The sequence below is a fragment of the Bradyrhizobium sp. S3.3.6 genome, from assembly GCF_040546905.1.
Classification (GTDB): domain Bacteria; phylum Pseudomonadota; class Alphaproteobacteria; order Rhizobiales; family Xanthobacteraceae; genus Bradyrhizobium; species Bradyrhizobium cytisi.
Window position 1 is genome coordinate 777,947 of sequence record NZ_JBEPOT010000001.1, and the last position, 20,757, is coordinate 798,703.

Consider the following 20,757-nt stretch of genomic DNA (forward strand, 5'->3'; position numbering starts at 1 on the left):
AAGGCGACAATCGAGTCCGCGCATCGGCCCGCTATCTGGCGCGGTCCAAGGAGCACGAATGCATCAGGCCGCAAGCCTGCAATTCGAGCGCGTGATGGGCGAGCTCGTCCTCTGGCACGCCGTGCCGGAGGACGAACGCTCGCCGGCACCGGCCTGGTGGTGGGGACCCGCGATGGCCGTGCTCGACGCGCACGAGCCGATGCGACACGCGTGGTGTTGCGAGCTGGGCCTCGGCGACGGCTCGAGCTTCGCCGAAGGCGCACATGCCATTTTCGAGCTGTTCGCCGAGCAAACCTCGCCGTCCTGGCCGGATAATTTTCCGCGCAAAGCGAAAGTGAAGGAAGCGGACATCCGCGAGCTGCACCCGCAGCCGTCAGACGACAGCGCGTTTCAGCCGTAGTGCCGCGGATTCGTCTGCAGTCGGATCCGCCTCCGGTTGGAGCGGCGGCGCGACGAGCGCCTCCATCGGCCGCAGCAGCTCGGCCATCTGCCGCGCCGGCACCGGCTTGGAGATCAGAAAACCCTGCATCTCGTCGCAGCCATGGGTCCGCAGGAAGGCCTCCTGCTCGGCGTTCTCGACGCCCTCGGCAACCACTGTCATGCCGAGCGCCTTGCCCATGCTGATGATCGCCTGCGCGATCGCCTGGTCTTCCGAATCCTGCGGCAGGTCGCGCACGAAGGAGCGGTCGATCTTGATGGTGTCGATCGGAAAATGCTTCATCAGCGACATCGACGAATAGCCGGTGCCGAAATCGTCGATGGCAAGCCGGATGCCGCGGCTCTGGATGGCGTCGAGCACCTTCAGCGCGCGTCCGACGTTGCGCATCATCATGCTCTCGGTGACCTCGAGCTGGAGCAGCACCGGCGACATGCCGGAGGCCGCCAGCGCCTCGTCGACGTCCTGCAACAGATGCTCGTCGACGAACTGCCGCGGTGACAGATTGACCGCCATCGACACCGGCAGCAGGCCGCGGCGCTGCCAGGCCATCGCCTGCGCGCAGGCCTCCTTCACCACCCAGCGGCCGATCGGCACGATCAGACCGGTCTCTTCCGCAAGCGGAATGAACTGCGCCGGCGAGATATTGCCGAGATCGGGATGGCTCCAGCGCAACAGCGCTTCCACGCCGGTGATCTGTCCGGTCTCCATGTCGACCTTGGGCTGATAATTCAGCGAGAACTGCTCGCGCTCCAGCGCCCGGCGCAGCGCGCTTTCGAGCGACAGCCGTTCGATCGACTGCGTCTTCACTTCCTTGGAGAAGAAGCGATAGCCGTTCTTGCCGTCTTCCTTGGCGAGATACATCGCCATGTCGGCGTTCTTGGTCAGCGTCTGCGCGTCGGCGCCGTTGGCCGGATACATCGCGATGCCGATCGAGGCGGTGGTGTGGCACTCATGGCCGGCGAGCTCCATGGGCTCGGCGAGCGCCGTCAACAGCCCGGTGGCGATGCGCTGGACGTCGTCGATCTCGCCGCACTGGTCGAGGATCACCACGAACTCGTCGCCGCCGAGGCGAGCCACCACGTCGCTTTCCCGCAGCGCGCCGCGCAAGCGGTTCGCCACCTCGAGCAGGAGCAAATCGCCAGCCTCATGGCCCAGCGAATCGTTGATGACCTTGAAGCGGTCGAGATCGATGAACAGCACCGCGAAGCGGTGATCGTGGCGTTGCGCCGCGTCGATCGCCTCGCGCAGCAGCCCGTTGAAGGTCTCGCGGTTCGGCAGATCGGTCAGACTATCATGCGACGCCAGATATTCGATGCGCTCGTCCGCCTCGTTCTTCTCGTCGGCACGATCGAAATTCTCGATCGCAAAGGAGACGTTGTCGGCGAGACGCTGCAACAGCTCGACGAATTCGGAGGTGAAGGTATCCTGCTCGGTCGACATGTAGATCATGACGCCGACCGGCTTGTCGTGCGTGATCAGCGGGAACGCCGCGCCGGAGCGCGCGCCATCGCCCTGCAGCACGCCATGGAAGGCGCTCACACGGCTGTCATTGACATAGTCGTTGCTGACACAGGGCAGCCGGGTGCGGAACGCGGTGCCGCTCATGCCGCGGCCTTCGGGCCGGTCGGCATCGATGGAGAGACGAACGTTCCGCGTGGTCTCGGCCGACGGCCCCGCGGCCGCGACGATCTCGAGCTGGTCGCTGTCGGCCTTGGCGAGCGCAATGGTCGTCGAGGTGAACTTGCCGCCGGTGGACGCGGCCTGACACACGAGCTCAAACAGCTCGGTGCGTGACTTGGCGCGCACGATCGCTTCGTTGGTGGCGCTCAGGGCCGCGAACATGCGCGTCAGGCGCTCCTTCTGCTCCTCGGTCCGCGACCGCTCCTCGGCTCGATCGAAATTGTCGAGCGCGAAGGCGACATTGGCCTGGAGCCGTTGCAGCAGCTCGACGAATTCCGGCGTGAACGTGCCGCACTCCGGCGAGTTGAAGAGAAATACGCCTTCGACACGATCGCCGTTCAGCAGCGGCAGCGCCGCGGAGGATCCGATACCGTTGCTGCGGGCGTTGGCTACCCAAGGCGTGATCCGGTGGTCGGACAGCACGTCGTTGCTGATGCAGGGCTGGCGCGTGCGGAAGGCCGTTCCGGTCAACCCGCGCCCTTCGGGCACCTGGTCGGAGGTGGAGAATTTGAAGTTGCGGACCGTATCCGCGTTTGGCCCGTAGCAGGCGGTAACGCGGAGCAGCTCGGCTTGATGATCGACCAGCGCGATGGCGGCGGACGTGAACTTCGCGCCCTTCGCCGTTGCTTCGCAAACGAGGTCGAACAGCTCGGCCCGCGAGTGTGCGCGCAGGATCGCCTCATTGGTCGCGCTCAGCGCCGCATACATGCGCGCCAGGCGCTCCTCTTCCTCGGCGATCCGTGCCTTCTCAGCCTCGCGGTCGAAATTGTCGATGGCAAAGCAGACGTTCTCGGCGATGCGCAGCATCAGCCCGACGATTTCCTCGTCCTTGGCCCAGGACCGGCTGACGAAGGCCAGGATCACACCAATGCTTTGGCCGTGCTTGATCAGGGGGGCCGCGACACAGGCGGCGACGCCGGTGTTGACGTTGGCCTGCTCCCACGGCGTACCCCTGGTGCGACGCGCGAGATCGCGCTCGACGATGGGCTTCTGGGTCCGAAACACCTCGCCGGAAATACCACGGCCATAGGGGTTCTCGGGATCGACCGAATAGCTCGTCTGGGCGACGATCTCCACGTTCTCACCGGTACCGGCGACAGGCTTGAGCCAATGCGAGCCCCGCTCCTTCAGCAAGACGAATGTCACCAGCGACTTGCCGCCGTGCACGGAGGCATCGCACACAAGCTGGTACAGCTCTTGCTCGTTTTTCGCACGCAGAATGGCTTCGTTGGTCGCGCTGAGCGCGCCGAACATTCGGTTGAGACGTCGTGTCGCCCGCTCGCTGGTCTGCCGCGCGGTCTCGCGCGTGAAATTCTCCAGCGCATAGGAAATGTTGGCCGACATGCGCTCGAACAGCGACACCATTTGCTCGGTCAGCGAGCCGGCCTCGCTGCGGGTCACGAACAGGACGCCGACGCTCTTGCCGTTGCACAGCAGCGGCAGGGCCGCGGCCGCGCCGATATGCGCCTTGGCCGCCCCCTCGCGCCACGCCAGCGAGCGCGGGTCATTCAGATAGTCGTTGCTGATGCAGAGCTTCTGGCTGCGAAACGCTTCGCCACCGACGCCCATGCCTTCGGGGGTGCCGGCTTCCGTGGTGATCTCGATTGCGCGCAGCCGCGCCACGTCGTCGCCGCAGCCGGCCGCAAAGCGCAAGCGTTGGCCATCCGGCTCCACTAGGAACACGGCAACAGCCATGAAGTCTCCACTCGCGAACCCGGCGTCGCAGACCTTCTGGTGCAGCTCGTCCGGCGATTTCGCGTAGAGGATCGCTTCGTTGATGGCACTCAACGCTGCAAAGGTGCGCGCGAGGGTCGTCTGCACGATCTTAACTCCCGGGCATTTCTGCCGATTTCTCCCGGGTGCTTTATGAACGGGGATCGGCTAAGTGGTCGTTATTGCGCACGGGAAACCGCCGATCAAAGTGAACGAGCTGCGAACGGCAGACCAGAAACTGTCGAGAATCCCGCCGCGCGGCACGCAAGGACGCATAGTCGTTCGACGAAAGGCGCGTTCTCTTAACGAATTTGCAGCCCAGTATTGGTTTACGGGAGATTGATATCGGCGTGGGGCTTTGAAACGATGGCTCCCAACAACCGCCCACCCAAGGGTGATGACCGAGGGAACGCCATGCGAATACAGGCTCGACACCGTCCTTGATCTCGCCTGACCCAATCCGGAGAACAGCAGCATGAATCGGCAGATGGTCCTGGTCGGCTTCCTTCAGGCGCAGAACTGCACGAACCTGCCGAGCTCGTGGCGACATCCGGACTCGCGTTCCGATTCGATGTCGGCGGATTATTACCAAGAGATCGCCAGAATCCTCGAAGCCGGCAAATTCCACATGGCGTTCTTCGACGATCGGCTGGCGATGCCGGACCGCTACGGTAACGACCACGCCCACACCGTCGAATACGGCATCCGTTGCGTGAAGATGGATCCGCTGATCGTGCTGACCACGATGGGCCTCGTCACCGACAAGCTCGGGCTGGGCGCGACCTGCTCGACCACATACTACGAGCCCTTCGACGTCGCCCGCCGCTTCGCGACGCTCGATCTGATGTCGGGCGGGCGCGCAGGCTGGAACGTCGTGACGTCGCTGAACGACGGCGAGGCGCTCAACATGGGGCGCGACTCCCATCCCGAACACGATTCCCGCTACGACAAGGCCGACGAATTCATGGAGGTCGTGCTCGGCCATTGGGACACATGGGAGGACGGCGCGCTCATCATGGACAAAACGAGCGGCCGCTTCGCCGATCCGAGCAAGGTGAAGCGGCTCGATCACAAGGGGCCAGCCTACAAATCGCGCGGGCCGTTCACCGTGCCGCGCTCGGACCAGGGCCATCCCGTCATCATCCAGGCCGGCGCATCCGGCCGCGGCCAGCGCTTTGCCGGCCGTTGGGGCGAGGTAATTTTCACCGCCGCGCGCAATCTCGCCGGCGCCAAGGAAGGCTATGTCGCCGTGCGCAACGAGGCCGCGAAAGCCGGCCGCGATCCCGACCAGATGCGACTTTGCAATCTGACGACGCCGGTCTGCGCCGCGACCAAGGCGGAAGCCGAGGACAAGATGGCGCTGATCAACAAGCTGCCGCTGGAGATCGACGCGCTGTCGCTGCTCGCCGAAGCGCTCAATTACGACTTCGCCTCCAAGGATCTCGACGAACCTTTGACGACGGACGACTTGAAGAGCATGCAGGGCATCCTGGGCATCCGCGACGGCGTGCTGAAGAATTCCGGCAAGAGCAATCCGAGCGCGCACGACTTCGTCACCTTCTCCGGCCGCGGCCAAGTGCACGATGCCATGGTCGGCGGCCCCAGGGAGATCGCGGACAAGCTCGAAGAGATGTTCGTCGAGCGCGGCTGCGACGGCTTTGTCATCGCCGCGACCTATGTGCCGGGCTCTTACGCGGACTACGTGCAACATGTCGTGCCGGAATTGCAGCGGCGCGGGCTGTTCCAGAAGGAATATCGCGGCAAGACACTGCGGGAAAATCTCGGGCTGAAGCGGCCGGCCGCCGGCGCCTGGAAAGTACAGCCGCGCGACGCCGCGGAATAACAACGAGGACAAGACATGCGCTGGGTGAAATTCACCGCCTCCGGCAAAACCTCCTGGGGTCTGATCGAAGGCGATCCGCTCAGTGAATGGCAGTGGACGTCGCGCACACGCTCGGCATTGGCACGCTGCGCAATCGGTTTGTGCGGGAGGAGCGGTAGATCAGCTTATGGCGCCTGAGCGGCCCTTCACATGGTCGATAAAGGCCCGCAGCTTCGGCATGATTTGTCGGTGGCCGGGATAGTACAGGAACACACCCGGTGTCATCGGCGCGAATTGCTCGAGCACATGGACGAGCTTTCCGGCCGCCATGGCGCCGGCGGCCAGTGGTGCGGGCACTTGCGCAAGACCCACACCTTCGACGGCGGCCCCGAGCATCGTGGGAAAGTCATAGGCGATAAAAGGTCCCGAAACGGCAATCTCGATCGAACGGCCGTTGTCGTTGAGCGACCATGATGCGAGCGCTCCGTTCGATCGTCGCAGTCTCAAGCAGGCGTGCTCGCGCAGATCGTCCGGGCGCTCGGGCCGGCCGCGGTGGGCAAGGTAAACCGGGCTGCCGACGATGATGAGGGGTAGCGGCTTCGTCAGCCGCACCGCAACCATGTCAGGTGTGATGAACTGCCCCATCCTGATGCCGGCATCAAAACCTCCGGCTGCGAGGTCGACCAGCTCTTCGCTTGCGGCAAGCTCCACCTCAATCTCGGGAAACGCCCGGCAGAACGACGCGACCACCGGCTCGAGCAGGATCGGCACGACCGAGCGCGGTACGGTGAGACGCAGGAGACCGGCCGGCCGCTGTCCGAGCTCACGGGCCGCCCCGCTTGCCGCGATCAGTTCCTCGAAGGCCGGTCTTGCGCGCGCAAGGAATCTCTCGCCGGCTTCGGTCAGCCCGACGCTGCGGGTCGTGCGGATGAACAGCGCTGCGCCGACGCGCGCCTCGAGCGCTCGTATCGCCTGACTGATGGCCGATGGCGTTACCCCGAGTTCAGCGGCCGCCCGGCGGAAACTGCGGTGCTGGGCGACACTCAGAAACGCCTCCACCCCGTCGAGCGCACCGTGCCTGACTGTGAAGTTCTGCTTCATAGCCCGTCAACATTATCGCGAATAGTCGCGCGCGGGAAGCGGGCTTACATCCGAATTGCAAATGAGCCGCACTGCGGCGTGCGCCCGACACCTGCGACATCGCGGCGACCGCCGTGATCGGAGAAAACCGATGAAGGCAATCCGCAACGTCATCCTGGCACTCACCCTCACACTGACAGGCGCTATTTCCATGGCCGATCCATCCCTTGCCCAAGCACAAGCCACGCCGCCGACCTCCGGGGTCATGGTCATCCTGACCGTCAAGGCCGGCGTCACACGCGAACAGGTCATGGCCGTCATGCCCGATGAAATCAGGCAGACCGTGCAGCTCTATCTCAACGGAAAAGTTCGCGAATGGTATTCGCGGTCCGATGGGCGCGGAACCGTCTTCCTGCTGGATGTCAAGGATGTCGCCGAAGGGCACGCGATCATGGATGGCCTGCCGCTCGCCAAGCAGGATCTCATCGACCACGAATACATCGCGGTCGGTCCGCTCATGCCACTCCGCCTCCTCATGACCAAACCCTGAGCACCCGCCGGCGCAGAACCGGATTCGAACCCCACCCGACATGTCGGACAATCAAGGACACCCGAACGTGCCACCGAGCTTCAACCTTCCGTTCGTCCTCAGCGTCGCCGGCGCCTTCCTGGCAAGCTCGGTGGTGGCCATCACCTATGTTTGGCCGGTGGTCCGCACGATGCCGCGTCATGACGCCTTGAGACTTCTCGCGGCTTTCCATGCGTTCAGGTTCTTGGGGATGAACTTCCTGGTTGCCGGGTTCGTGTCTTCGGAGTTGAGCCCGGATTTCGCCAGCGAAGTCGGATGGGGAGACCTCATCGCCGCCACTCTCGCGCTTGTTTCAATGGCGGCGCTCTCCTGGCGATGGTCCATCGCCGTTCCGATGGTCTGGATATTCAACGTCTGGGGCACGCTGGATCTTCTGAATGCGTACTACATGGGCGCGACGAAGATCCAGAATCCCGGCCTCTTCGGCGCCGGCATTTATATCCCGGCCCTTTATGTGCCTCTGCTGCTGGTCAGCCACGTTCTGGTCTTCATGATTCTGTTGAGGTCCGGACCGGAAGAACAGACAGCGTGACACCGCGAGCGGATCGCAATCCGCGACATGCCGTCCGAGATGCCTTGCGTCTGTCCGCGACCGGGATCTCCTCTCCCGAAGGAATGCCAATGAACACCGATGCTGTTTCCGTTGCTGTGATCGTCCCGCGTCCCGTCCGGCTCAGCCTGATATGGACCGTTTCATTCGCGATGCTGTGGACCTGGTTGATCTACTCGCTACCCGCACTTGCGGAGAGCGGCTTTCCTGCGCTGGGCGTTCGGCTGATGGCTCATGGGCTCATAGCGATTGGCTTGTGGCTCGGCCTCGAAGGCACCAACTTGACAGCAAGGCAACGCCAAGCGACCTGGCTGGTCTTCATGGTGCCTTTCACGCTCTGGGCTGCCGTCGCCTGGACGGCAGCCATCAACGGCGCATTTCGCACGGGCACCTCTCCCTTGCCGCTGCTGCCAGTGGCGATCCTGCTGCCGGTGATCTTCGGTGCTCCGGTGCTGCTGTGGTCAAAACGAGTGGGGCAGCTGCTTGATGCGATGCCGCCGACCTGGCTCATTGCCCTTCAGGTTTACCGCATTTTTGGCACCCAATGGCTCGTCTACTGGCTGAGTGGGATGCAGCCAGGCCTATGGGCGCTCCCGGCAGGAATTGGCGATGTGCTGACCGGTCTCTTCGCCGTGCCGGCGGCCCTTGCGCTCGCAGCTGGAACGGCTGCGGGGCGGAAAGGGGCTATCCTTTGGAACATCTTCGGCCTCGCAGATCTCGCCGTCGCGATCACCCTGGGAATGATCATGTCGCCCGGCCCGTTCCAGCTGATCGTTCCATACGGCCCGAGCATGGCCCTGGACACCTTTCCGAACGTGCTGACCCCCGCCTTCGTCGTGCCAAGCTCGATCCTGTTGCACGCGCTGTCGCTGCGCCAACTGATCCGGCGCAGCCGGGCGGAGACGGTGTAAGCCGCGGTCTCAAAACGGAAGCGCCACGCTGGTCTTGATCTCCTTCAGCACCACATTGCTGCGGACATAGCGGATGCCGGGAATGCGGAACATGAACTCATCGAGGAAGCGGTTGTAGGCCGCCATGTCCTGCACGACGACGCGCAGATGATAGTCGGCGTCGCCCGTCGTCGCAAAACACTCCAGCACCTCACGGCGGCCGGTGACGCGGGACACGAACTCGTCGACGAATTTAGCGTCGTGCCGCTCCAGCGAGACGTGGAGGATGGCGGACATTGCGAACCCTGCCTGCTCGCGCGCAACCAGTGCCGCATAGCCACGAATAACTCCGCTGTCCTCGAGTGCACGCACCCGGCGCCAGCAGGCCGAGGTTGACATGCCGACCTCGTCAGCGAGCTGCTGGTTGGTGGCGCGGCCGTCCTTCTGGAGGTGGGCGAGAATCCGCGTGTCCTGATCTTCGATCATCGGTACCTCAAAAAACGATTAAATCTACCAGATTCTCGCTTTCATTGCAAAATTCTACCGAATTAACGCCCACCGCGGGGATGAATAGGTAAGACCTACCAACGCCCCAAGCCTAACCTTGGCCTATTCGGCAGGATGCCGCGCGAGGCCCGCCATGGACGCCATTCCGTCACTCGACAGTTACGAGCTCTCAGACCGCTACGAGCGCGAGGACGGCCGCGCCTTCCTCACGGGCACGCAAGCCATCGTCCGCATCGCGCTCGACCAGATCAGGCGCGACCGCGCCGCGGGGCTCAATACCGCCGGCTTCATCTCCGGCTATCGCGGCTCACCGCTCGGCGGCATCGATCTCGAGCTGTGGCGCATCCAGGAGCGCCTCAAGCGCGACCACATCGAATTCCTCCCCGCCGTGAACGAGGACCTCGCGGCAACCGCGGTGCTCGGCTCGCAGCAGGTCGAAACCCAAGCCGACCGCGAAGTCGATGGCGTGTTCGGGCTCTGGTACGGCAAGGGCCCCGGCGTCGATCGCTCCGGCGATGCGCTCAAGCACGGCAATGCCTACGGCTCGTCGCCGCATGGCGGCGTGCTGGTGGTTGCCGGCGACGACCATGGCTGCGTGTCATCCTCGATGCCGCACCAGTCCGACGTCGCCTTCATGAGCTGGTTCATGCCGACGCTGCATCCCGCAAGCGTCAGCGAATATCTGGAGTTCGGCGAATATGGCTACGCGCTGAGCCGCTTCTCCGGCATGTGGGTCGGCTTCAAGGCGATCTCGGAGATCGTCGAGTCAGGCGCATCCGTCGCGCTGCGCCCACCGCGCATGTTCCGCACGCCCGACTTCACGCCACCACCAGGCGGACTGCACTATCGCTGGCCCGATCTGCCGGGCCCGCAGATCGAGGAGCGGCTGGAAGCGAAAAAGCACGCGGTCTACGCCTTCGCCAAAGCCAATCCGATCGATCGACATATCTACGACATTCCAAACGCCACCTACGGCATCGTCACCACAGGCAAGGCGCATCTCGATCTGATGGAAGCCCTGCGGCTGATGGGCCTCGATGAAGCCGCCTGCCGCAGCATCGGCATCGACATCTACAAGGTCGGCATGGTCTGGCCGCTGGCACTGCACGACGCCATGGATTTCGTGAAGGGCAAGCGCGAGATCCTCGTGGTCGAGGAGAAGCGCGGCATCATCGAGAGCCAGTTCAAGGAATATTTTTACGACTATCCCGGCGCAAAACCCGAGCGCATGGTCGGCAAGCACGACGAAACCGGCGCGCGGCTGATCTCCTGGATCGGCGAATTGTCGCCGCGCGCCTTGGCGTCCGTGCTCGCCCGCCGGCTCGATCCGATTTTTCCGGGCCTCAATCTTGCGGCGCGTGCAGCCGCACTGCTGCCGGAAGCCGAGCGCACGATCAACGTCGCAGGCGCGACGCGTACGCCCTATTTCTGCTCCGGGTGCCCGCACAACACCTCGACAAAGGTGCCCGAGGGATCGAAGGCGCTGGCCGGCATCGGCTGCCATTTCATGGCGAGCTGGATGGACCGCGAGACCTCCTCGCTGATCCAGATGGGCGGCGAAGGCGTGAACTGGGCCGCCTCGTCTCGCTTCACCGGCCACAAGCACGTCTTCCAGAATCTCGGCGAAGGCACTTATTATCACTCCGGCTCGATGGCGATCCGGCAGGCGATCGCCGCCAAGGCCAACATCACCTACAAGATCCTGTTCAACGATGCGGTGGCCATGACCGGCGGCCAGCCGGTCGACGGTCCCATCAGCGTGCATGCCATCGCGCACAGCGTCCGCGCCGAAGGCGTGGCCCGCATCGCGGTGGTGTCGGACGATCCCGCGCAGTTCTCGCCCGCGGATCTGCCTGGCGGCGTCACGATTCACCCGCGCGAGGAGATGGACGCCGTGCAGCGCGAGCTGCGCGAAATCTCCGGCGTTTCGGTGCTGATCTACCAGCAAACCTGCGCAACCGAGAAGCGGCGCCGGCGCAAGCGCGGACAGATGGCCGATCCCAAGCGCTTTGCCTACATCAACGATCTCGTCTGCGAGGGCTGCGGCGACTGCTCGGTCGAGTCCAACTGCCTCAGCGTCGAGCCGAAGGAGACGCCCTTCGGCCGCAAGCGCCAGATCAATCTGTCGGCGTGCAACAAGGATTTCTCCTGCCTCAACGGCTTTTGCCCGAGCTTTGTCACCGTCGAAGGCGCGACGCGCCGGAAGAAGAGCGCGACCCAGTTCGATGCAATCGGTCGCGCAGCCACGCTCCCCCTCCCCGCCCCCGCCACGCTCGACCGTCCCTACGATCTGCTCGTGACCGGCGTCGGCGGCACCGGCGTGATCACGATCGGCGCGCTGATCGGGATGGCCGCGCATCTCGAACGCCGTGGTGTCTCGGTGCTGGATTTTACCGGCTTTGCGCAGAAGTTCGGCCCGGTGCTGAGCTACATCCGCCTCGCCTCGAGTCCCGAGGTGCTGCACCAGGTCCGCATCGACCAGGGCGCGGCCGATGCGCTGATCGGTTGCGACCTCGTCGTCAGCTCCTCGCCGAAGGCGTCCGGCACCTATCGCCGCGGCACGCGCGCGACCATCAACACCGCGGAGATGCCGACCGGCGACGTCGTCCGCTTCCGCGACGCCGATCTCGCTTCCCCTGCCCGCCTGAGCGCGATCGGCCGTGTCATCGGCAACGACAATCTCGACAGCATCAACGTCAATGCCCTGGCCGAGCGGCTGCTCGGAGACGCCGTCTATGCCAATATCATCATGCTGGGCTTTGCCTGGCAGCGTGGACTGGTGCCGGTTTCTCTCTCGGCGCTGCTGCGCGCGATCGAGCTCAATGGCGTCGCGGTCGAACGCAACAAGCAAGCTTTTGCCTGGGGCAGGATCGCCGCTGCTGATCCGGGCCTATTGCCGGAGGCGAACGAGACGCCAAAAGCAGAGACGCTCGACCAGCTCATTGCTCGCCGGGCCGAATTCCTCACCGCCTATCAGGATGGGGCTTATGCGGCGCGCTATCGTGCACGCGTCGCAAAAGTTCGTGCTGCCGAAGCCGCGCTGAACAGCGAGGCCCTGACCGAGGCCGTCGCCCGCGCACTCTTCAAGCTGATGGCCTACAAGGACGAATACGAGGTCGCGCGCCTGCATATGCAGACCAGCTTTCTCGACGAATTGAAGCGCGAGTTCGAGGATGGCTTCAGCGTCCAGTATCATCTCGCGCCGCCCCTCCTGCCGTCCGACCGCGACGCGCGCGGCCGCCCGCGCAAGCGCGCCTTCGGTCAATGGATCCAGGCGCCGCTCGCCATGCTGGCGCGGCTGAAGGGATTGCGCGGGACGCGGTTCGATCCATTCGGCTACACGGCAGAACGGCGCGCCGAGCGGGAGCTGATCGTCTGGTATGAAGGCTTGATCGAACGGATGCTCGACGGGCTCGACGCGGCGCATCTCCCCGATCTCATCACCATCGCGAAGGCCCCGATGGAGATCCGCGGCTACGGCCCGGTGAAAGATGCCGCGATCCACAAGGTGCGATCCGAGACCGAAACGCTGCTCACGGATTTGGCAAATTCAGCGTCGCCAAAGATGCACGCTTACGGTTGACGTGGCTCCGGCAAGGCTTCAGCCTCCAGGCCTAAGTGGGTGCCCTGTTGGCGCCCCTGTAATCAGGTGACGCATCATGGATTTCGACCAGTTGACCCTGATCCAGGCCGTGGCCGAGCTCGCCGCCGGAAAAAGCACGAGCCACGCGCTCACCTCCGAGGCGCTCGCCCGCGCCAAGGCCAATGCCGACCTCAACGCCTTCGTCACCCTGGACGAAGAAGGCGCCCTGAAGGCTGCCGTCGCGTTCGATACGCAAGGTGCGGGCGCCGGGAGCAGGCCGCTCGGCGGCGTCCCCATCGTGATCAAGGACAATATCGAGGTCGCAGGACTGCCCTGTAGCGCCGGCACGCCTGCGCTGAAGGATTACGTTCCGAAGGCCGATGCACCCGTGGTCGCAAAGTTGCGAGCCGCCGGCGCGGTCATCATCGGCAAAACCAGCATGCACGAGCTTGCGTTCGGTATCTCCGGCTACAACACCGCATTCAAGACCGGCGCGGAGTTCGGCGTGCGTAACGCCTATGATCGTGCCTTGATTGCCGGTGGTTCTTCGTCCGGAACGGGCGCCGCGATCGGCGCCCGGATCGTTGCAGGCGGCCTCGGCACCGACACCGGCGGATCGGTGCGCGTCCCCGGCGCACTGAATGGCTGCGCCTCGCTGCGGCCGACCGTCGGACGCTATCCGCAAGCCGGCATCGCGCCGATCTCGCATACCCGCGATACCGCAGGGCCGATGGCGGCGACGATGGCAGACGTTGCGCTGCTAGACAGCGTTATCGCGGGCGGTGATATCGTTCGGCCGGCCGATCTGCGGCGGGTCCGTATCGGCCTCGTGAAGAGCATGCTGGCGAACCTCGACGGGGATACTGAAACCGCCTTTCAGGCCGCGCTCGCCCGATTGAAAGCGCAAGGCGTGACCGTGGTCGACATCGAGATGCCTGAGCTGACCCAGCTCAACGGCCGGGTCGGATTTCCGGTCGCGCTCTACGAGGCCTATGACGACATGGTTGCCTATCTCAACCGCACCGGCACAGGCGTGACCATCGAGGCCATGGTCGCGAGGATCGCGAGCCCCGACGTCAAGGGCACCTATGAAGGGTTGGTGCTGCCGCGCAAATTGCCGGCGCCCGACGGCAGCCTTGTCGATGCAAAGCCGCTTTACGTCGAAGCCATCAATGTCGCGAGGCCGGCGCTTCAGGCGCTCTACCAGCAGACCTTTGCAAGCAATGGGATCGATGCGATCGCGTTCCCGACCACACCCAGGGTTGCGATCGCTTCGAATCCGGAATCCAGCAGTCTCGAGAATTTCGGCCTGTTCATCCAAAACACCGATCCCGGCAGCAATGCCGGCATTCCCGGGATCCAGATTCCGATTGCGCTTGGCGAGACCAGCAAACTGCCGATCGGACTGGAGCTCGACGGCCCCGCGGGCAGCGACAAACGGCTGCTCGCCATCGGCATCGCGCTCGATGCCGTGTTTGGGCGGCTTCCCGCGCCGCGTTGACGCGATCGTAGCTTCTTGCCTAGACCAAAGACCCTCGTCATTGCGAGGAGCGCTTGCGACGAAGCAATCCAGAGTCTTACTGCGGAAAGATTCTGGATTGCTTCGCTTCGCTCGCAATGACGAAAGGTGGTGGGCACGGCGCAAGGGCGCCTTTGCCCACCGCGCCAGCTAAGAATACGGATTGATCAGCTTCTGCTGCTCGGCGCTGTGATGCACGAGCATGTCAATGAAGGTCCTGACCTTGGCCGACAGGTGATGGCGATGCGGATAAACCGCGTTCATCGACATCTCGACCGGCCGGTATTCCGGCAGCAGGCGCACCAGTCGGCCGGCATCGAGATCGTCGCTCACCAGGAATCCTGCGAGCAGGCCGATGCCGGCGCCCTCGATCACCATCCGTCGCAGCGCTTCACCGCTGTTGGTGACAAGGCTACCCGAGATGCGCACCGATGCCGGCGCACCCCTGCGATCGAAGAAGCGCCACTCGTCGCCGAAGGGATAGTTGAGGTGACGGCCGCAATTGTGGCCGGTGAGCTCGGCGAGTTGCTGCAGCCGGCCGTGCTTTTCGAGATAATCGTGCGAGCAGCACAGCACGTGACGCCAGGTGGCGAGGCTGCGGACGATCAGGCTTGAATCCGGCGGCGGGGTCATGCGCAGCGCAACGTCATATCCCTCCTCGATGAGGTCGACATTGGCTTCGCCCATGCGCAGATCGACCTTCACGTCCGGATAGGTCGACAGCAGCTTTGCCACCACGCCCGCCACGAAAGGCACCATGTGCGTAGCGGAATGAATCCGCAGCGTGCCCCGCGGCACCGACTGCAACGCGCCGGCGATGTCGTCGGCCTGCTCGATGTCGGACAGAATCTGGACGCAGCGGTCGTAATAGGCCTTGCCGATTTCCGTGACGCTGACTTTGCGGGTGGTGCGATTGAGCAGGCGCGCGCCGAGCCGCTCCTCGAGCGCCTGGATGTGGTTGCTGACCATCGTCGTGGACATATTGAGCTTGCGGGCGGCGGCGGAGAACCCGCCGGTATCAACGACCCGGACGAAAGCGGTCAGGCTAGTCAGCCGGTCCATGGGGCGCCTCGGATTATGCAGTATGAGTGGACAATCATTTTGCTTTTTGGCGGATTATCACAAGCGCCGGAACAGCGCATCTTCTGCCCAGACAACAGCGCCCCTTCGGAACGGGACGTCTGGGGAATCCGGAGGATGTCATGTCGAACGCGGCTTATACTGCTGAAACTACTGATAAAATCAGCCTGAAGCCGTCCCGGCAGGCGATCAAGCGCGCGGCGCTCGGGCTGGCGCTGGCCCTTGGCGTCGCTGTGGCCGGCGATTTTGGCTACGATTACCTGACGACCGGCCGCTACCTGGAATCGACCGATGACGCCTATGTGAAGGCCGATTCCACCATCATCGCCCCGAAGGTGTCGGGCTACATCGCCCAGGTGCTGGTCGGCGACAATGAAAAGGTGAGAGCGGGCCAGGTGCTGGCCAGGATCGACGACCGCGACTTCAAGGCCGCGCTCGGCCAGTCCCGCGCCGACGTCGCCGCAGCCGAAGCCTCGGTTCGCAACCTCGATGCCCAGCTCCAGCTGCAACAGCCGATCATCGAGCAGAGCACCGCCGACGTCACGGCTGCCGACGCCAATCTGAAATTCGCGCAGGAAGAGCGCGCCCGCTACGACGACCTCATGAAGTCGGGCTCAGGCACGATCCAGCGCGCACAGCAGACCGATGCGGCGCTCCGCGCCAGCAACGCGCAATTGCAGCACGCCAAGTCGGGCCTGGTCGCCGCGCAGCGCAAGATCGACGTGCTGACCACCCAGCGCGCGCAGGCCACCGCGCAGCTCGATCACGCTCGCGCGGTCGCGGACCAGGCCGAGCTGAACCTGTCCTACACCGAGATCACCGCGCCGGTTGACGGCACGGTCGGCGCCCGCAGCTTGCGAGTCGGCCAGTACGTGCAGGCCGGCACGCAATTGATGGCGGTGGTGCCGCTTGATGCGGTCTATGTGGTCGCGAATTTCAAGGAGACCCAGCTCACGCATGTGCGCGCCGGCCAGCCGGTCGAGCTGCGTGTCGACAGTTTTCGCAATCGCACGCTGCACGGTCATGTCGACAGCCTTTCGCCGGCCAGCGGACTTGAATTCGCGCTGCTGCCTCCCGACAATGCAACGGGTAACTTCACCAAGATCGTGCAGCGCGTGCCGGTGAAGATCGTGCTCGACGATCACAGCCTCGCGGGCCTGTTGCGGCCCGGCATGTCGGCGGTGCCGACCGTCGACACCAAGGCAACCGTGGTGGCCGAACGCGAGACGATCAGGAGCGTCGCCGACAACGCGACGCGACCGAACGGCGGCTGACGCTGATTATCCAAACCATCCGCCTAATGCATCCTGTCTCTGTAACCGAGAGAGGCTTCCATGAGCACGCTTCAACCGACCCTCAACGCCGCTTCCGCCGCCAATCTCCCAGCTCCGGCTGCAGCTCCCGCAACGCCGGCCGTCTCTGCCAAAACCTGGATCGCGGTGGTCGGTGCCACGCTCGGCGCCTTCATGGCAGTGCTGAACATCCAGATCGTCAACGCCTCGCTCGCCGACATCCAGGGCGCGATCGGCGCCGGCATCGACGACGGCGGCTGGATCTCGACCTCCTACCTGATCGCCGAGATCGTGGTGATCCCGCTGTCCGGCTGGCTCGCGCAGGTGTTCTCGATCCGGATCTATCTGCTCACCAACGCGATCCTGTTCCTGATTCTCTCCGCAGCCTGCGCGCTGGCGCAGGACCTGCCGCAGATGATCGTGCTGCGCGCCGTGCAAGGCTTTACCGGCGGCGTGCTGATCCCGATGGCTTTCACGCTGATCATCACGCTGCTGCCGCGTGCCAAGCAACCGGTGGGTCTTGCGTTGTTCGCGCTGTCAGCGACGTTTGCGCCGGCGATCGGCCCGACTATCGGCGGCTATCTCACCGAGAATTTCGGCTGGCAGTACATTTTCTACGTCAACCTCGCGCCCGGCGCGATCATGGTCGGCATGCTCTGGTACGCACTCGACGCCAGGCCCATGAAGCTGTCGTTGCTCGCGGACGGCGACTGGGCCGGCATCATCACCATGGCGATCGGCCTGTCCGCGCTCCAGACCGTGCTGGAGGAAGGTAACAAGGACGACTGGTTCGGCTCGCCCTTCATCGTCAAGCTGTCCGTCATCGCAGTCGTGGCGCTAGGCGCGTTCCTGATCATCGAGCTCACGGTCAAGAAGCCGCTGTTGAACCTGCGCCTGCTGGTCCGCCGCAATTTTGGCTTCGGCATGCTCGCCAATTTCCTGCTCGGCGTCGCGCTCTACGGTTCGGTGTTCATCCTGCCGCAATATCTGTCGCGCATCCAGGGCTACAATGCCGAGCAGATCGGCGCAGTGCTGGCCTGGACCGGATTGCCGCAGCTCGTGCTGATCCCACTGGTTCCGCGCCTGATGCAGAAGTTCGACGCGCGGATCATCATCGGCGTCGGCTTCGTGCTGTTCGCAGGCTCAAACTTCATGAACATCTATATGACCAACGACTACGCCGCCGACCAGCTGTTGTGGCCCAACGTCGTACGCGCCATCGGCCAGGCGCTGGTGATGGCGCCGCTGTCGGCCGTGGCAACCGCCGGCATCGAGCCGGAGAACGCGGGATCGGCCTCCGGCCTGTTCAACATGATGCGCAATCTCGGCGGCGCCGTCGGCATAGCGCTGCTCCAGACCGTGCTGACCAAGCGCGAGCAGTATCACTCCAACGTGCTGATGCAGTCGGTTTCGGTGTTCGAGCAGGCCACCCGCATGCGGCTGGAACAGCTCACGCAGTATTTCATCAACCACGGCGTGCTCGACCGTGCCGACGCAGCGCATCGCGCCTATGTCGCGATCGGCCATACCGTTCAGAAGCAGGCTTACATCTTTGCCTTTAGCGACACCTTCTACCTGCTCGGCATGGCGCTGATCGTGGCCCTGATCGCCGTATTCTTCCTGAAGAAGCCCGGCCAGGCCTCGGCCGGCGGAACTCACTGAATCAACCCAGCAAAGGAGAACGACCATGAAGCCCCGCATGAATTTCTACCAGGCCGCCCCCGACACGATGAAGGCGCTGATGGCGCTGGAAGAGCAGATTCAGTCGACGGGTCTGGAGAAATCGCTGATCGAGCTCGTCAAGATCCGCGCCTCGCAGATCAACGGCTGCGCCTTCTGCATCAACATGCACACCGAGGATGCCCGCAAGCGCGGCGAGACCGAGCAGCGCATCTATCTGCTCAACGCCTGGCGCGAATCCCCGCTCTATACCGACCGCGAGCGCGCCGCGCTGGCCTGGACCGAGTCGGTGACGCTGATCGCGGAAACGCGCGCGCCCGACGACGTCTACGCCGAGGTCCGCGCGCAGTTCTCCGACGCAGAGACGGTGAACCTGACCATGCTGATCGGCGCCATCAATGCCTGGAACAGGATCGCGATCGCGTTCCGCGCGGTTCATCCGGTGAAGGTGAAGGCATCGGTGGCGTAGGGGGTGCGACGCGCCCTCGCGGGCAACTGTCATGCCCCGCGAAGGCGGGGCATCCAGTATTCCAGAGACAGCGAAGTCTATAACAACCGCCGCGGCGTACTGGATCGCCCGCCTTCGCGGGCGACGACGGCGGTGGGTGTGGCTCAGACCGCCGTCGCCTTGGCGAACTCCACATAGATCTCGCGAAGCCGCGCGGCAAGCGGGCCGGGCTTGCCGTCGCCGACCTTCTTGCCGTCGATCGCCACCACCGGCTGGACGAACAGCGAGGCCGACGTCGCAAAGGCTTCCTTCGCGGCCAGCGCCTCTTCGACGGTGAAGGAACGCTCCTCGACCCGGAGCTGACGCTCTTCGGCGAGCGCGACCACGGCCTTGCGGGTGCAGCCCGGCAGGATCGCGTTGGAGTTTTTGCGGGTGACGATGACGTCATCCTTGGTGAGAATGAACGCTGACGATGAGCCGCCTTCGGTGACATAACCGTCTTCCAGCATCCAGGCCTCGCCGGCGCCGGCTTCGGCCGCCGCCTGCTTCGCCAGCACCTGCGCCAGCAGCGCCACGCTCTTGATGTCGCGCCGCTCCCAGCGAATATCGGGCACCGTGATCACGTTGATGCCGGTCTTGGCGGAAGCTGCGTTGATGATGTCCTTTTCGGAGGTGAACAACACCAGGCTCGACTTGACGTCGCCCTTGGGGAAAGCGAAGTCGCGGCCCTTGTCGGCGCCGCGGGTGACCTGGAGATAGACTAGGCCGTTCACGACCTTGTTGCGGGCGATCAGCTCCTTCTGGATCTCGGTGATGCGCTCGACCGTCTCCGGCAGCCTCAAGCTGATCTCGCCGACCGAGCGCTCCAGCCGCGCCAGATGCGAGGCGTTGTCGACCAGCTTGCCGTCGAGCACGGCCGAGACCTCGTAGATGCCGTCGGCAAACAGGAAGCCGCGGTCGAGCACCGAGATCTTCGCGTCCGAGAGCGGGACGAATGAGCCGTTGACGTAGGCGGTCGAATCCAAGGCTGGTCTCCTGGCGGGAAAGGGGGATTTATCGACCGGTATAGGGGATTTGGTGAGCGCGATAAACCCCGCTCTTCGTCATCCCGGGGCGCGCGTAGCGCTCCGGAATGACAGTGGCTAATGCGACAAAATCTTCGACAAGAACTTCTGTGCGCGGTCGCTGCGGGGCTTGCCGAAGAAGTCGTCCTTCGGGGCGTCCTCGACGATCTCGCCGCGGTCCATGAAGATCACGCGGTTGGCGACCTTGCGGGCAAAGCCCATTTCGTGGGTCACCACCATCATGGTCATGCCTTCGCGGGCGAGGTCGACCATGACGTCGAGCACCTCGCTGACCATTTCAGGGTCGAGCGCCGAGGTTGGCTCATCGAACAGCATCACGATGGGATCCATCGCGAGCGCGCGCGCGATCGCGACACGCTGCTGCTGACCGCCTGACAGCTGCGCCGGAAATTTCTGCGCCTGCTCCTTCAGGCCGACGCGGTCCAGGAGCTGCATGCCCTTCGTCACAGCCTTGTCGGACGACCGCCCCAGCACCTTCTGCTGGGCGAGGCAGAGATTGTCGATGATCTTCAGATGCGGGAACAGCTCGAAATGCTGGAACACCATGCCGACGCGCGAGCGCAGCTTCGGCAGGTTGGTCTTGGGGTCGTTGACCTTGGTGCCGTCGACGCTGATGTCGCCTTCCTGGAACGGCTCCAGCGCGTTGACGCATTTGATCAGCGTCGACTTGCCGGAGCCGGAGGGTCCGCAGACCACCACGACCTCGCCCTTGGTGACACTGGTGGTGCAGTCGGTCAGCACCTGGAAGGTCGGGCTGTACCATTTGTTGACGTGGCTGATTTCAATCATGACCGACTTGC

17 protein-coding genes are annotated in these 20,757 nt (G+C 64.1%); 11 read left to right on the forward strand and 6 right to left on the reverse strand.

What is annotated here, in order from left to right:
- Window positions 1-58 precede the first annotated feature (58 nt).
- Complete coding sequence (locus tag ABID59_RS03785; RefSeq protein WP_148753243.1) at window positions 59-400, forward strand: hypothetical protein; 342 nt, start codon at window positions 59-61, stop codon at window positions 398-400.
- On the opposite strand, the gene ABID59_RS03790 is transcribed toward ABID59_RS03785, so the two are convergent.
- Entirely contained in the window at window positions 374-3,940 is a 3,567-nt protein-coding gene (locus ABID59_RS03790) for a bifunctional diguanylate cyclase/phosphodiesterase (protein WP_354082475.1), read from the reverse strand. The two genes, ABID59_RS03785 and ABID59_RS03790, sit on opposite strands and share 27 nt — an antisense overlap.
- A 367-nt stretch (window positions 3,941-4,307) precedes the next feature.
- Between ABID59_RS03790 and ABID59_RS03795 the strand changes: the two genes are divergently transcribed.
- Together ABID59_RS03795 and ABID59_RS03800 are read left to right on the forward strand one after the other, a co-directional pair.
- Window positions 4,308-5,675 carry an LLM class flavin-dependent oxidoreductase gene (locus ABID59_RS03795; RefSeq protein ID WP_354082476.1) on the forward strand — a complete coding sequence of 456 codons (1,368 nt, stop codon included), beginning with the start codon at window positions 4,308-4,310 and terminating at the stop codon, window positions 5,673-5,675.
- Between the two features lie 15 nt (window positions 5,676-5,690).
- Window positions 5,691-5,852: an Rv2993c-like domain-containing protein gene (locus ABID59_RS03800; RefSeq protein ID WP_354032904.1), complete on the forward strand. Its 162-nt coding sequence runs from the start codon at window positions 5,691-5,693 to the stop codon at window positions 5,850-5,852.
- Here ABID59_RS03800 and ABID59_RS03805 read toward each other — a convergent pair.
- Window positions 5,835-6,755, reverse strand: a complete 921-nt coding sequence (locus ABID59_RS03805; protein WP_354082477.1) for a LysR family transcriptional regulator — start codon at window positions 6,753-6,755, stop codon at window positions 5,835-5,837. The genes ABID59_RS03800 and ABID59_RS03805 overlap by 18 nt on opposite strands.
- Window positions 6,756-6,885: 130 nt before the next feature.
- Here ABID59_RS03805 and ABID59_RS03810 point away from each other — a divergent pair, with 130 nt between their 5' ends.
- From ABID59_RS03810 to ABID59_RS03820, 3 genes are all read left to right on the forward strand, one after another.
- The gene (locus tag ABID59_RS03810) at window positions 6,886-7,284 is read left to right on the forward strand and encodes a hypothetical protein (RefSeq protein ID WP_246230054.1); all 399 of its coding nucleotides are present in this window, start codon (window positions 6,886-6,888) and stop codon (window positions 7,282-7,284) included.
- Between the two features lie 40 nt (window positions 7,285-7,324).
- Complete coding sequence (locus tag ABID59_RS03815) at window positions 7,325-7,855, forward strand: DUF8737 domain-containing protein (protein WP_354082478.1); 531 nt, start codon at window positions 7,325-7,327, stop codon at window positions 7,853-7,855.
- An 89-nt stretch (window positions 7,856-7,944) separates the two neighbouring features.
- A complete protein-coding gene (locus ABID59_RS03820; RefSeq protein WP_354082479.1) occupies window positions 7,945-8,784 on the forward strand; it encodes a DUF8737 domain-containing protein in 840 nt (279 codons plus the stop codon).
- Between the two features lie 9 nt (window positions 8,785-8,793).
- On the opposite strand, the gene ABID59_RS03825 is transcribed toward ABID59_RS03820, so the two are convergent.
- Window positions 8,794-9,249: an Lrp/AsnC family transcriptional regulator gene (locus tag ABID59_RS03825; protein WP_148753238.1), complete on the reverse strand. Its 456-nt coding sequence runs from the start codon at window positions 9,247-9,249 to the stop codon at window positions 8,794-8,796.
- A 154-nt stretch (window positions 9,250-9,403) separates the two neighbouring features.
- Between ABID59_RS03825 and ABID59_RS03830 the strand changes: the two genes are divergently transcribed.
- Both ABID59_RS03830 and iaaH read left to right on the forward strand, forming a co-directional pair.
- On the forward strand, window positions 9,404-12,853 hold the full coding sequence (locus ABID59_RS03830) for an indolepyruvate ferredoxin oxidoreductase family protein (protein ID WP_354082480.1): 3,450 nt from the start codon (window positions 9,404-9,406) through the stop codon (window positions 12,851-12,853).
- Between the two features lie 76 nt (window positions 12,854-12,929).
- Window positions 12,930-14,354: an indoleacetamide hydrolase gene (gene iaaH, locus ABID59_RS03835; RefSeq protein ID WP_148753236.1), complete on the forward strand. Its 1,425-nt coding sequence runs from the start codon at window positions 12,930-12,932 to the stop codon at window positions 14,352-14,354.
- Between the two features lie 168 nt (window positions 14,355-14,522).
- Here the strand turns inward: iaaH and ABID59_RS03840 are convergent, their stop codons facing one another.
- A complete protein-coding gene (locus tag ABID59_RS03840) occupies window positions 14,523-15,434 on the reverse strand; it encodes a LysR family transcriptional regulator (protein WP_148753234.1) in 912 nt (303 codons plus the stop codon).
- Window positions 15,435-15,574: 140 nt separating this feature from the next.
- On the opposite strand from ABID59_RS03840, the gene ABID59_RS03845 reads away from it, so the two are divergent.
- Genes ABID59_RS03845 through ABID59_RS03855 form a run of 3 tightly spaced genes read left to right on the forward strand, consistent with a single transcriptional unit; the run spans window position 15,575 to window position 18,893 of the window.
- A complete protein-coding gene (locus ABID59_RS03845) occupies window positions 15,575-16,726 on the forward strand; it encodes an HlyD family secretion protein (RefSeq protein WP_148753233.1) in 1,152 nt (383 codons plus the stop codon).
- Between the two features lie 60 nt (window positions 16,727-16,786).
- The gene (locus ABID59_RS03850; RefSeq protein ID WP_354082481.1) at window positions 16,787-18,406 is read left to right on the forward strand and encodes an MDR family MFS transporter; all 1,620 of its coding nucleotides are present in this window, start codon (window positions 16,787-16,789) and stop codon (window positions 18,404-18,406) included.
- 25 nt (window positions 18,407-18,431) lie between these two features.
- Entirely contained in the window at window positions 18,432-18,893 is a 462-nt protein-coding gene (locus tag ABID59_RS03855) for a carboxymuconolactone decarboxylase family protein (protein WP_148753231.1), read from the forward strand.
- 143 nt (window positions 18,894-19,036) lie between these two features.
- Here the strand turns inward: ABID59_RS03855 and ABID59_RS03860 are convergent, their stop codons facing one another.
- Both ABID59_RS03860 and ABID59_RS03865 read right to left on the reverse strand, forming a co-directional pair.
- Window positions 19,037-19,897 carry a D-amino-acid transaminase gene (locus tag ABID59_RS03860; RefSeq protein ID WP_354082482.1) on the reverse strand — a complete coding sequence of 287 codons (861 nt, stop codon included), beginning with the start codon at window positions 19,895-19,897 and terminating at the stop codon, window positions 19,037-19,039.
- Between the two features lie 117 nt (window positions 19,898-20,014).
- Window positions 20,015-20,746, reverse strand: a complete 732-nt coding sequence (locus ABID59_RS03865) for an amino acid ABC transporter ATP-binding protein (RefSeq protein ID WP_354082483.1) — start codon at window positions 20,744-20,746, stop codon at window positions 20,015-20,017.
- Between the last annotated feature and the right edge of the window lie 11 nt (window positions 20,747-20,757).